Annotated in this window: 14 protein-coding genes and 1 riboswitch; of the genes, 2 read left to right on the forward strand and 12 right to left on the reverse strand. The window is 34.1% G+C overall.

Features of this window, described 5'->3' with window-relative positions; genetic code table 11:
* Nucleotides 1–83 precede the first annotated feature (83 nt).
* Nucleotides 84–216, reverse strand: a riboswitch (FMN riboswitch).
* Nucleotides 217–273: 57 nt separating this feature from the next.
* The 4 genes from G7082_RS13115 to xerD are packed head-to-tail and all read right to left on the reverse strand — an operon-like array spanning nt 274 to nt 3,276.
* On the reverse strand, nt 274–993 hold the full coding sequence (locus tag G7082_RS13115) for a pseudouridine synthase (RefSeq protein ID WP_166035609.1): 720 nt from the start codon (nt 991–993) through the stop codon (nt 274–276).
* Entirely contained in the window at nt 993–1,592 is a 600-nt protein-coding gene (gene scpB / locus G7082_RS13120; protein ID WP_166035611.1) for an SMC-Scp complex subunit ScpB, read from the reverse strand. Before scpB ends, G7082_RS13115 begins: the two co-directional genes overlap by 1 nt.
* Nucleotides 1,579–2,355, reverse strand: coding sequence for a segregation/condensation protein A (locus G7082_RS13125; RefSeq protein WP_166035613.1), 777 nt, complete (start codon nt 2,353–2,355; stop codon nt 1,579–1,581). The genes scpB and G7082_RS13125 overlap by 14 nt, the downstream gene beginning before the upstream one ends.
* A gap of 24 nt (nt 2,356–2,379) precedes the next feature.
* Complete coding sequence (gene xerD / locus G7082_RS13130) at nt 2,380–3,276, reverse strand: site-specific tyrosine recombinase XerD (RefSeq protein WP_166035615.1); 897 nt, start codon at nt 3,274–3,276, stop codon at nt 2,380–2,382.
* 157 nt (nt 3,277–3,433) lie between these two features.
* Here xerD and G7082_RS13135 point away from each other — a divergent pair, with 157 nt between their 5' ends.
* Both G7082_RS13135 and G7082_RS13140 read left to right on the forward strand, forming a co-directional pair.
* A complete protein-coding gene (locus G7082_RS13135; protein ID WP_166035617.1) occupies nt 3,434–4,183 on the forward strand; it encodes a hypothetical protein in 750 nt (249 codons plus the stop codon).
* Between the two features lie 12 nt (nt 4,184–4,195).
* Nucleotides 4,196–4,783: a DNA-3-methyladenine glycosylase I gene (locus G7082_RS13140; RefSeq protein ID WP_166035619.1), complete on the forward strand. Its 588-nt coding sequence runs from the start codon at nt 4,196–4,198 to the stop codon at nt 4,781–4,783.
* 11 nt (nt 4,784–4,794) lie between these two features.
* Here the strand turns inward: G7082_RS13140 and fur are convergent, their stop codons facing one another.
* The 8 genes from fur to pfkA form a co-directional block, all read right to left on the reverse strand.
* Complete coding sequence (gene fur, locus G7082_RS13145; protein ID WP_166035621.1) at nt 4,795–5,247, reverse strand: ferric iron uptake transcriptional regulator; 453 nt, start codon at nt 5,245–5,247, stop codon at nt 4,795–4,797.
* 116 nt (nt 5,248–5,363) lie between these two features.
* Nucleotides 5,364–6,224 (reverse strand): CvfB family protein, encoded by an 861-nt coding sequence (locus tag G7082_RS13150; protein WP_166035623.1) that lies wholly within the window; start codon nt 6,222–6,224, stop codon nt 5,364–5,366.
* Between the two features lie 62 nt (nt 6,225–6,286).
* Nucleotides 6,287–6,838 carry a GNAT family N-acetyltransferase gene (locus tag G7082_RS13155; RefSeq protein ID WP_166035624.1) on the reverse strand — a complete coding sequence of 184 codons (552 nt, stop codon included), beginning with the start codon at nt 6,836–6,838 and terminating at the stop codon, nt 6,287–6,289.
* A gap of 20 nt (nt 6,839–6,858) precedes the next feature.
* Nucleotides 6,859–7,188, reverse strand: coding sequence for an AzlD domain-containing protein (locus G7082_RS13160; protein WP_166035626.1), 330 nt, complete (start codon nt 7,186–7,188; stop codon nt 6,859–6,861).
* Nucleotides 7,175–7,888 carry an AzlC family ABC transporter permease gene (locus tag G7082_RS13165; protein ID WP_166035628.1) on the reverse strand — a complete coding sequence of 238 codons (714 nt, stop codon included), beginning with the start codon at nt 7,886–7,888 and terminating at the stop codon, nt 7,175–7,177. The genes G7082_RS13160 and G7082_RS13165 overlap by 14 nt, the downstream gene beginning before the upstream one ends.
* A 76-nt stretch (nt 7,889–7,964) precedes the next feature.
* The gene (locus tag G7082_RS13170) at nt 7,965–9,137 is read right to left on the reverse strand and encodes an MFS transporter (protein ID WP_166035630.1); all 1,173 of its coding nucleotides are present in this window, start codon (nt 9,135–9,137) and stop codon (nt 7,965–7,967) included.
* Between the two features lie 126 nt (nt 9,138–9,263).
* Nucleotides 9,264–11,018, reverse strand: coding sequence for a pyruvate kinase (gene pyk / locus G7082_RS13175; RefSeq protein WP_166035633.1), 1,755 nt, complete (start codon nt 11,016–11,018; stop codon nt 9,264–9,266).
* 56 nt (nt 11,019–11,074) lie between these two features.
* Nucleotides 11,075–12,037, reverse strand: a complete 963-nt coding sequence (gene pfkA / locus G7082_RS13180) for a 6-phosphofructokinase (RefSeq protein WP_166035635.1) — start codon at nt 12,035–12,037, stop codon at nt 11,075–11,077.
* Nucleotides 12,038–12,117: the final 80 nt, after the last annotated feature.

The raw sequence follows: 12,117 nt of genomic DNA on the forward strand, positions 1-12,117 counted from the left end.
AATAAAAAACTGTCCTCTCGTCTTACCTCCCTAAAGAGTATGACAAAAAAACAGTGCATTATCTGATAATATTCTCAAATAAGCCCTATCTTCTTTACTCCAGACTCTAACTGTCGGTACTGGAATTACACCAGTTCGGCAAAAATGAAATAAATCATTTAAGCTCGTGGACTATAACCACCGGTCGGGAATTACACCCTGCCCGTGAAGACGACCTTTTTTATTTTTTTTACAACCTAATTATAACTAATTCATTAAAAAATTCAACTATTTTTAACCTTTAGCTTCTACTAAAATTTGGCTAACTTCTTTTTTGCTTAGCTCTCTGTATTGACCTGGTCTTAATCCTGTTAACTCTAAGCTACCCATTTTTTCACGCTTTAACTTAATAACTGGGAACTTAATCATTTCAAACATTTTTTTAACTTGGTGATTACGCCCTTCATGAATAACTAATTCAATAACGCTAGTTTTCTTCACATGATCATTTGAGATTACTTTATATCTTGCTGGGGCTGTTTTACGTCCATCAATTTTCAACCCTTTTGTTAAAGGTCTAAGCTCTTCTGGTGTAGGGCATCCTTTAATTTTAGCAACATACGTCTTAGGTACTTCGTGACTTGGGTGGGTTAAAATATTAGCAAATTCACCATCATTGGTTAATAAAAGCAAACCTGATGTGTCATAATCCAAACGTCCTACAGGGAAAATCCTTTCACTAACACTTGGGAAATAATCAGTTACCACTGTTCTGTCTTTGTCATCTTTTACTGCTGATATAACACCTCTTGGTTTATAAAATAAGTAGTAAACATGTTGTTCTTGATACACTGGTACGCCATCTACTTCGATTTGATCATTACTTCCAACTTTAACGCCTAATTCAGTCACTCTTTTTCCATTAACTGAAACACGACCTTCTTGAATCATTTGCTCTGATTTTCTTCGTGAAGCTACTCCACAATGTGCTAGTACTTTTTGTAATCTTTCCATTAATTCCCACCCTGTTCTTCTATTTTTTCAAATTGTTCTTTAAATCGATCAAAAAACAAATCGTTTGGTATTTCTTTTTCTGCATTTACTTCTAATTGATCCACTGTCGGTAATTCTTCGATTGATTTCAAACCAAAGTAATCAAAAAAGTAGGCTGTTGTGCCATAAAGAATTGCTCGGCCAGGACCTTCAACTCGTCCTTTTTCCTCAATTAACTGGCGTGCCACTAATTTTTGGACAGAACCTGAGGATTGAACCCCTCTTAATTCTTCGATTTCAGCTCGTGTTATTGGTTGTTTATAAGCAACTATAGATAAACACTCTAACGCTGCTTGCGATAAATTTTGATTGATAGACGACTGTGCAAAAAGCTTCAGTAGTGCTGCATATTCTTTCTTAGTACTTAAAATAAAATGCTCTCCTACTTCTAATATGGTGATTGCTCGTTGTTCGTCTTTATTATAATTTTCTTTTAAGTCCACTATTAACTGATATGTCGGCGCTGTTTTCTTATTTAAAATATTGGCTATTTCATTCAAAGTCAACCCTTCGTTTCCAGCGACAAACAGAAGCGCTTCGATTTTACTAAAGACTTCCATGACTAACCTCTTCCATTTCATTTTTTCTAAACAAAATAATTGGTTCTTCTTTACAGGCTTGTTTAGCAATTACTTCTCCTGATTTTACTAATTCTAAGAGCGCTAAAAAAGTTGTCACAATCTCATTTCGAGTAAACAGGTTGAATAATGATTCAAAACGGACCCCGTCATGACTATTTTGTCTAAATAACTTACCAATAATTTCATTGATTTTATCTTCTATTGTATACTCTTCCGTTAAAATACTCGCAGTATCTGGTCCCAACTCTTTTTGTCGATTAATAATATCATTAAAGGCTAAGAACAAATCAATCGTTGTTATTTCGTTTGGCTCCAGCGGAATTGTTTCTTGACGATAATCTTCTAAATTAGTGGCTTCTTTTGTATAATATTTTCCTCGCTCTACTTCTTTATCTTTAAGAAGTGTCGCTGCATATTTAAATTTACGGTACTCTAATAATTGAGCTACTAATTGGTCTCTTGGATCAATTCCATCCTCGTACTCACCCATCTCAGATAAATCAACTTCCACTTTAGGGAGCAAGGTCTTACTCTTAATCGACATTAAGGTAGCTGCCATGACAATATATTCACCGGCAAGCTCTAAATCTAATTCCTGCATCGACCTGATATAAATCATGTATTGCTCTGTTATTTCAGAGATAGGGATATCATAGATATCAATCTCCAATGTTTTAATTAAATGAAGTAATAAATCCAATGGACCTTCAAATATTTCTAATTTTACGTTTAATTCTTTCATTTCCCAATCCTTCTTACGTTCATCCTATGCTCTTGGAAAGTGCATTTTGTAAACGTCAGCCATTCTTTTTTTACTAATATGCGTATATATTTGCGTCGTTGAAATATCGGCATGACCCAATAACTCTTGGACAACTCTTAAATCTGCCCCATTCTCTAATAGATGAGTAGCAAAGCTGTGTCTCAATGTATGAGGGGTTACTTCTTTTTCAATGCCTGCTTGTGTCACATAAACCTTTAAATTCTTCCAAATACCTTGTCTTGAAAAACCTTCACCCTTATAATTCAAAAAGAGGACAGTTGGTTTTTCCTTTGTATTTTTAGCTAGTAATTCTGGTCTTGATTTTTCTAAATAAATTTCAATCCATTTAATCGCAACGTCCCCTAAAGGTATAATGCGTTCTTTATCACCTTTACCAATGGTTTGAAGTAACCCCAATGATAGATGCAAATCATCTAATTTAAGAGAAATTAATTCCGTTACCCTAAGCCCTGTGGCGTACATTACTTCTAAAATCGCACGGTCGCGAATACCAAGACAAGTTGTTGTGTCTGGTGCTTCGATTATTTTTTCTACTTCTTTAATCGAGAGCGTCTTAGGTAATTTTTGCGCTTTTTTAGGTGTATCAATATGCTGCATCGGGTCATTATCGGTAAATCGTTCTTGTCTTAAAAACTGATGGTATTTTCTCAAAGTAGAAACCATTCGTATAATCGTAGCTGATGATTTTCCTGTATTTTTAAGCTGTTCTAAAAAATCAAGGACAGTATATCTATCAATAGCATCTAGAGAATCGATTTGTCTCTCATTTATAAAAAAAGCGTATTGATTCAAATCTCTTTGATAGCTCTGGATGGTATTTTCAGATAGACCTCTTTCAATTTTTAAATAATGCAGATACTCTTGTATTTCGTCTTTCATCTGTACACCCCACTTACCGTTTCCTATTTTAGCAGTTTTTACTACTTAATACTATTATTATGTAAACTATTTTTATTTTTATTCAAATAGGAATAGACTTTTTTTTCTCTAGAATATACAATGGACATATTGCTAAAAAGAAGGGATGTGATAGTCGTTGTTACCTAGTCAATCTGACTATAAAAATCTTCACTTGTTTAATATAATAAATGTAAATAATGATAGTTATTACCAAAAATTAACCACTTATTATGAAGAAAAGAAAAGCTTTTTCAAAATCTCTATTATTTTAGATATACCCATTGTTTTTGTCCTAGCTTTGTTCAGCACTATTCACTTTAAATCTTCTTGGTGGCTATTTTTTATCTACTTTTTTATCATATTTGTTATAAGTTTTTTTATTATTTGCTTACCAGTTTACTCATCATTGGTCAAAACAACGAACGAAAAAGAAAAAATACTTTTTCAAGAAGTTGATGAACACTTAACTGAATTAGCCAATCAAAATTATTTTTCTAAAGAAGCCAAAGCAAAGAGATTATTAAATCAAGAATTTGAATTAATCAAAATTCAGCCTTTATCTTCTTCAAGAATCAATTTAATTTTAAATAATCAAAAACTGGCTTCACAAGCAGTTGATTTTTACGATAAGAAAAAAAATGAAATACACTCTTCAACGACAATTTTCTTTGAACAACAACCTTTAAAACCTGTAGCACTTGCTACGATTAATTTTTTAGGTCCAGATAAGAGCTTTTCAATTCAAGCTCAAATCCCTATTGAATACGAATTAGTTAACGGTCTTGTCAGTGAGCAAATTGTTTATTTTGACAAAACTGATTACATCGTTAATCCAAATATTTATATTGATCGACAACATTTTAATGATATATATAAAATGAATTAATCGAGGTGACTTATGGATAATTTGAAATGTTCCTGGGCAACGCGAAGTGAATTAGAACTAATTTATCATGATGAGCAGTGGGGATTTCCTCTTCTTGATGATGACTTACTTTTTGAAATGTTAATTCTTGAAACGATGCAAGCAGGACTTAGTTGGACAACCATTTTAAATAAACGAGCTGGTATGAAACTAGCTTTTGATAATTTTGATCCTAAAATCATTCAAAACTATGATGATCAAAAAATCGAAGCCTTACTTTCTAATGAAATGATTATTCGAAATAAATTAAAAGTTAAAGCGACTGTTTCCAATGCTACTGCTTTTTTAAAAATTGTTGAAGAATATGGTAGTTTTAATCAGTTCATTTGGGCATATGTTAACTTTACACCAATTCAAACGACTGCCAAAACAATGAGTGATGTCCCAAACTTTACACCACTTGCTGAAAAAATATCAAAAGACTTAAAAAAAAAAGGCTTTAAATTTATTGGACCAACTACAGTCTATGCGTTCATGCAAAGTATTGGCATGGTGAATGACCACGTTATCACCTGTCCTATTCATGAAAAAGCAAAAAAAGCAGCAACTCACTTAAACTGAGTTGTTGCTTTTTATTTTTTATCTAGACAGCGATGACAAACACCATGGAACGTTAATCGGTGATCTGTTACTTTGAATTTAAAGCGATCTTCGACAACTTGTTCTACTTCAATAAGCAAATCATCTTCTACTTCTTCGATATCTCCGCATTCCAAACATAATAAATGATGATGAAAATGCTTTGCACCTTCTTTTCTCATATCATATCGGGCAAGCCCATCTGTAAAGCTGATCTTATCTAATATTTTTAATTCTGTCAGCATTTCTAATGTTCTATAGACTGTGGCAAGACCAATATCTGGTGCTTTTAACTTAGCTAACATATAAATTTCTTCTGCTGATAGATGGTCTTTCTCATTTTCTAATAAAACTAGCACAGTTGTTTCTCTTTGCGGTGTCAACTTGTAACTCGCTTCGTGTAGTTTTTTCTTAATTCTAATTAATGACTCCATAGTATTTTCCATGGGCACCTGGCACTTCCTTTTTATAATCATTATAATTTATTCTTAATTTTATAAAACCACTTTGTATAAATTATAATTTATATAAAACATAAAAGCAATGATTCTCAATTAGATTTTTATTTTTTAACTAAAATTGTCCATCCGTCTTCTTGAGTAATCATTCTAGCTTTCATTAACGATCCTAATGCTCGCTTAAATTGACCCTTACTAATCGCAAAAGTTGTTTGAATTTCTTCAGGCGTTGATTTATCTGAGAAATTAATTTTGCCTTCTTCTGATCTTTCTAAGAAAGTTAAAATCATTTGAGCATCTGAAGAGATAACTTCATGTGATCTTGGCTTTAACGACACATTAATCACACCATCAGGCCTAACACCAATCACACGTCCTGTAACACGTTCGCCCAATCTAGGCTCTTCAAAACGCTCAGAGGGATGTATAAAGCCGATGTGTTTCTCATCCGTAATAAAGAATGTTCCCACTAATTTAAGACGGTAAACAATCCCTGTGACATTTTTATTGTGCATTTCTTCCGCTGTTCCCGCATGAGACATTGCTAAAAATTCAACATCATCAGCAATAGTTGCCCATAAGCGATCTTTTTCGTCTACTTTTAATGAAACTAATAGTTGATCTCCTTTTTTAGGCCATAAATTTCTCATTTCTGGTAGTTCATCTAAAGAAACAACAATTTCTTTGTCTTTTAAGCCTATATCAACAAACACACCTAAGTCTTTTCTTGAAGCAATAACTTCGGCAAATTCTTGATGGTCTTTTCTAACTGAAGGAAGTGTTGTTGTAAATACATTTTGTTGTTTTTGATTTTGATAAGCAAATCCTTCTACCATGTCACCAATTTCTCTTTGGCCTTCTTCTTTAGCGAGTAAAAAAGTAATCCCATTTTTTTGGACAAAATAACTATGATCGTTTTCATCAAAAATCATCCCTAGCCAGACACTACCTATTAATTCATTCATTATTCCCTCATCCTTTCAAAGTCAATTTAGTATACCATAATCCTCACTATCAAAATATAATTTTAATAGCTTTCAATCGATAAATTCGGTGTAATATGATGATAAATTTGACTGATTTCTTTAATTAAACTTTCTTCACTCAGAACACTAGCCTCAAATGTAAATAATGCGAATTCAACGTCACTTAATTTCATGTTAGTTTTTCTTCTAACAAATCCATTTTTTTCATAAAATGCAATTCTTCTTTGTCTAATAATCAGCTCTTTTTGACTGTCTGCAAAGTCTGGATCTTCGGATTCTATTAATAATTCAGAAATCATGTCATTATTCTTAATCCACGCAAGCATTTTACTGCCATAACCAGAACCTCGTAAATGGCTAGTTACAGCAAAATAATCCAAAATCTTAATCTCCTCAGAGTACCAAGAAAAACATGCGTAGGCTTTAATTTCAGACGCTTCTTCCATAATAAAACAAGCATACTTCTCTTGATCGTAGGCAGTTAGAATCGTCTCGAGGGTTTTTAATTCATTTTCAGGAAAATCATGAATCATAAACTGATTGTAGATATCAGCAAAGTCTTCTTTTTTAATTTGTTTAAATAGTATTGTCATCTGTTCCTCCTGTTTTTCAATCACATTAAATATCTAATAAGTCCCATAGTAACAATCCCAGTCACAACTGTCCAGATTAAACTTTTAGTCCAAAATCCGATGATGATGGTTGGAATACTTGCTAATAAATTTTCTGTGTTGATCCCCGTCATTTCGCTATTTTTTGACACAAATAAGGTTTGAGCAAACAGTGCCGTCAAAATACACATTGGAATATAGGACATAAATTTTTTAGTTCGTGTTGAAAATACCATTTTTTTACTAAAAATAAAGGGAATCACTCTCGGAAGCCACGTTACAATGCCGCATCCTATGATTGTTAGGATGATGAGCCAATTATCGTTTATCATCTGTCATAACCCCCACTCCACACCCTATTATTGTTGCAATTAAAACACTCATTTCCATTGAAATAATATGAGACAGTAAGTATAAACTAAGCACGATGACACCTAAAATAAGCAGCGTTTGTCCTGTTTTATTTTTTAATGGATAGTCTATTTGTAAAATAATTAAACCAATGAACATCGCTACTAAAGCATAATCTAAGCCAATTAAATTAGGATCAGGAATCAAGTTACCTAGAACAGCTCCTAACAACGTTGAAAGAATCCACGTTAGATAAGCGGTTATATTTAACCCATTTGACCATTGAAAAGAGACTTTCTTTTTATTTGAAACAGCCGTCATTAAAACACCGTAGGACTCATCTGTAAGTAGGGTGCCTATTCCCATTGATTTTGGAATCGATAAGTCATTAAAATAGTCTGACACAGAAAAGCTCATTAAAAAATGTCTGAGATTGACTAAGAATGTCGTAAAAATAATAGCAGAAATCGGCGTACCTGTAACAAGCATTCCTGTAATAATAAATTGAGAACTACCTCCATAAACAATGACGGACATTAAAACAACCATCCAAATAGATAATCCAGAACTCTTCCCTACTACTCCCGCTGCAATACCAATCCCTAAGTAACCTAAAATAGTTGGTACACAAGCAATAACACCTTCTTTAAAGGTTTCATACCCTTTTGAATAATCAGTCATACTCATTCCCTCCCTTTTTGATTATAATAAAACACGAGCAATCTCATTTTTGAAATTGTTCGTGTTTGTCATTCATTTATTCGGTTGCATCTTTTGAAACAGGTTCTTTTTTCCATCTTAATGATAAGAAACTCGTGATTAATAAAACGAGAGCTGAGACATAGTATGGGTAGAAATGATTTACATCAAATAAAAATCCAGATGCCATTGGTCCCAATATATTTCCAAAACTAGTAAATGTTGAGTTTAGTCCATTAATCGTTCCTTGTCTATCACCTGCATGTCGTGAAAGATACGTTGTAATGGCAGGTCTGACTAAATCAAATGCTAGAAAGACAATAAACGTTGAAATAATAACGACCCAATTATTATCAGTAAAGGCAATCACCCCAACAAAGATGGAACTTGCGAAGAATGAAATTCGAATTAAACCAACTTCTCCAACCATACGAATCATCCCGTCAAAAAAGACGACTTGGCAAATCAACGCTAAAACCCCACTAACCATAATAATTATCGCAATTTCAGTTGTATTGAAACCAAAGTTAATAACCGCCATGATGCTATAAATAGACTCAAATGCTTGCAATCCAAAAGAAGAAATCAAGATAATAACAAAGGGAAACGTATAAATAGGATTCTTTATAATTTCTTTGAATGATCCTTCATTAGTTACTTGCCCATGCATAATTTTTTTCTCTGGTTCCTTTAAAACCATAATCGTTAGGATACAACCTAGAAATCCTAAAATTGCTGCTGCAAAAAAAGGAACTCTCATACCAAAGTGAGCGATAAGACCGCCTAATCCAGGACCAATAATAAAACCACCACTAATCGCAGCAGAAACTAATCCCATTGACTTAGGACGCTCCTCAATGGTTGTCACATCGGCAACATATGCTGTGACAGAAGGCATAATTAAAGCGGCTCCAATTCCACCTAAAGCACGTGACACATACAACCAACTAACAACATGTCCTAAACCAAAAATCAGCTCAGACACACCAAAAATAAACATTCCAGCTGCAATTAACTTCTTGCGCCCAAATTTATCAGACATGTGCCCAGCGATTGGAGAAGCAATTAACTGGGCTATCGCAAATACAGAGACTAATGTTCCCATCGTTGCCCCTGATAAGTTCATAGAATCTTTTAATAATGGCATGACAGGAATAACTAAACCAACGCCCATAAAAACAATAAATAGATTGGCGATTGCTAAATACAACATCCTATTTCTATTTTTCATATACTACCTCCTTTTCCATTCAGTCCAGATTATTCTACACTATCTAATCAGATAAAAGCTAATATTTTAGATTAAAAAAAAAGAAAAAGGGATAAATTCCCTTTTTCTTTATACATAAGCTACTAATTAAAATGCAGTTTCGCCTTCGTAGATAGTTCCTTGACGTGGGTCAACAGTGATTGTTGAGCCATTTTTGATTGAACTTACTGCGTCAACTGCTCCAACGATAACTGGAATTCCTTCAGCGATTGCTACAACAGCAGCATGAGAAGTTAATCCACCTTCTTCAACAACAAGTGCAGAAGCTTTTTCGATAGCTGGCATGTAATCTTTATCTGTTGTTTTAACAACTAAGACTGAACCAACTTCCATCATGTTAACAGCATCTTTAGCAGATGATGCCACAACAGCTTTTGCTGAAACTGGTGTATCACCAATTCCTTGTCCTGCAGTTAATTTAGAACCAATTAATTGAATTTTCATCAAGTTAGTTGTTCCTTTTTCTCCAATTGGAGCTCCTGCAGTGATTAAGATTAAATCGCCATCTTTAGCAAATCCTGTTTCTTTAGAAACTTTAGTTGCTAGAGTGAACATATCATCTGTTGAAGATGGTTTTTCAGTTACTTGTGGGAATACTCCCCAGTTAAGAGCTAAGCTTCTTGCATTTCTTTCGCTAAATGTAACAGCAACAATGTGTGCTTTTGGACGGTATTTAGAAATCATACGAGCTGTGTGACCTGAGTCAGTAGCTGCAACGATTGTTTGAATACTTAAGTTTTTAGCTGTATGTCCTACGGCTTGACCAATTGATTCTGTCATATCTGCTTTTTTATATAATTTAAGGGCATAAGCATCTCTGTCGACTAAAACTCCCTCAGTACGAACAGCAATGTTGTGCATTGTTTTAACGGCTTCAACTGGGTAATCACCAGCAGCTGTTTCACCTGATAACATGATAGCGTCTGTACCATCATAGATAGCGTTAGCCACATCACTTGCTTCAGCACGTGTTGGACGTGGGTTATGTTGCATTGAGTCTAACATTTGAGTTGCTGTAATAACTGGTTTACCTAAAGCGTTACATTTTTTGATCATTTCTTTTTGAACAACAGGTACATCCTCAGTTGGAATCTCAACACCCATGTCACCACGAGCTACCATTAAACCAGCAGATACTGTTAAGATATCGTCTAAGTTATCAATACCTTCTTGGTTTTCAATTTTAGAGATGATTTGGATGTGAGTCGCATTTTCTTCTTCTAAAATTTTTGTAATTTCTAAAACATCACTTGTACGACGAACGAAACTTGCAGCGATGAAGTCAACATCGTTTTCAATACCAAAACGGATATCAGCAGCGTCTTTTTCAGTGATACCTGGTAAGTTAATACTTACGTTAGGAACGTTAACACCTTTTTTGTTTTTAAGAACGCCTTCGTTTAATACTTTAGTAACGATTTCGCCATTAGCAGTATCTAATTCAAGAACTTCTAAGTCGATTAAACCGTCATCTAATAGAATATGATCTCCAACAACCACGTCTTTGATTAAGTCTGGATAAGTAACAGAGAATTTTTCTTTTGTTCCTTCGACTTCTTTCATTGAGATTCTAGTAATATCTCCTGTTGAAAGTTCAACGATACCGTCTTTCATATTGTTTGTTCTGATTTCAGGACCTTTAGTATCTAATAAAAGTGCTACTGTTTTACCAGTAATTTTTGATGCTTCACGAATATTTTTGATACGTGCTCCGTGCTCTTCAAAATCCCCATGTGAGAAGTTTAAACGAGCCACGTTCATCCCATTATTAATTAACTCAACTAACGTTTCAAGAGATTCACTAGCTGGTCCGATTGTACAAACAATTTTTGTTTTTTTCATTACAAAACGCTCCTTAGTATTTTTATTTTATTTTAAAGATTAAAGAAATTAACTCATTAAAATGAAATTTGATTATTTAATTCATAAAGACTTAAATCTGGATGATGTTTTTTAGTTTCTAATGTTTCAACAATATCACTAGCAACTAATTCATTGTTAAGAAGTCCAACGCATAAACCGCCTTTTCCTTCTTTTAATAAATCAACAGCATATCCACCAAACTTACTTGCTAAGACACGGTCGCGAGCAGTTGGAGAACCACCACGAACAATATGTCCTAAAACAGAAACTCTAGCATGGAAATCACCATGTTCAGCTAATTTTTCTGCAAATTCATGACCTGGCATAACACCTTCTGCTAAGATAATTAAGCAATGTTTTTTACCGCGGTCGCGTCCATCACGAACTTTTTGGGCAACTGATGCCATATCAAATTCGTGTTCTGGGATAATGATATCATCCGCTCCACCAGCTACACCAGCCCATAAAGCGATGTCTCCAGCGTCACGTCCCATTACTTCAATGATGAATGTACGAACGTGAGAAGTTGCTGTGTCTCTAATTCTATCAATGGCATCTAATACAGTGTTAATCGCTGTATCAAAACCAATAGTGAAATCTGTTCCTGGAATATCGTTATCGATTGTTCCTGGTACTCCTACAGCTGGAAAGCCGCGTTTTGTCAAAGCTAAAGCGCCATGATAAGAACCGTCTCCACCAATAACAACTAAACCTTCGATACCGAATTTTTTCAATTGTTCAATACCTTTTAATTGGCCTTCTTCTGTTGCAAACTCAGGGTAACGTGCAGAATATAAACATGTTCCACCTCGTTGAATAATATCCCCAACATCTGGTACATCCAATTTACGGATATCTCCAGCTACTAAACCTGCGTAACCGTAGTTAATTCCGTATACTTCCATTCCTTCGTGGATTGCTTTACGTGTGACTGCACGAACTGCTGCATTCATACCTGGTGCATCTCCACCACTTGTTAAAATAGCGATGCGTTTCATAAGCGTATTCCCTCACTTCAACTAATTTGTATGTTCTGTATTTTAATTATGTATAAAATACTTAAATCCAAAAATCATTT

Origin of the sequence: Vagococcus hydrophili, assembly GCF_011304195.1 — a bacterium.
GTDB classification, from domain to species: domain Bacteria; phylum Bacillota; class Bacilli; order Lactobacillales; family Vagococcaceae; genus Vagococcus; species Vagococcus hydrophili.

Bases quoted from the DNA above. Each gene is read 5' to 3' on its own strand.
- G7082_RS13115 (WP_166035609.1), bottom strand. From the start codon at position 993: ATGGAAAGATTACAAAAAGTACTAGCACATTGTGGAGTAGCTTCACGA.
- G7082_RS13140 (WP_166035619.1), top strand. From the start codon at position 4,196: ATGGATAATTTGAAATGTTCCTGGGCAACGCGAAGTGAATTAGAACTA.
- xerD (WP_166035615.1), bottom strand. From the start codon at position 3,276: ATGAAAGACGAAATACAAGAGTATCTGCATTATTTAAAAATTGAAAGA.
- scpB (WP_166035611.1), bottom strand. From the start codon at position 1,592: ATGGAAGTCTTTAGTAAAATCGAAGCGCTTCTGTTTGTCGCTGGAAAC.
- G7082_RS13125 (WP_166035613.1), bottom strand. From the start codon at position 2,355: ATGAAAGAATTAAACGTAAAATTAGAAATATTTGAAGGTCCATTGGAT.
- G7082_RS13170 (WP_166035630.1), bottom strand. From the start codon at position 9,137: ATGAAAAATAGAAATAGGATGTTGTATTTAGCAATCGCCAATCTATTT.
- G7082_RS13155 (WP_166035624.1), bottom strand. From the start codon at position 6,838: ATGACAATACTATTTAAACAAATTAAAAAAGAAGACTTTGCTGATATC.
- G7082_RS13150 (WP_166035623.1), bottom strand. From the start codon at position 6,224: ATGAATGAATTAATAGGTAGTGTCTGGCTAGGGATGATTTTTGATGAA.
- pyk (WP_166035633.1), bottom strand. From the start codon at position 11,018: ATGAAAAAAACAAAAATTGTTTGTACAATCGGACCAGCTAGTGAATCT.
- fur (WP_166035621.1), bottom strand. From the start codon at position 5,247: ATGGAAAATACTATGGAGTCATTAATTAGAATTAAGAAAAAACTACAC.
- G7082_RS13160 (WP_166035626.1), bottom strand. From the start codon at position 7,188: ATGATAAACGATAATTGGCTCATCATCCTAACAATCATAGGATGCGGC.
- G7082_RS13165 (WP_166035628.1), bottom strand. From the start codon at position 7,888: ATGACTGATTATTCAAAAGGGTATGAAACCTTTAAAGAAGGTGTTATT.
- pfkA (WP_166035635.1), bottom strand. From the start codon at position 12,037: ATGAAACGCATCGCTATTTTAACAAGTGGTGGAGATGCACCAGGTATG.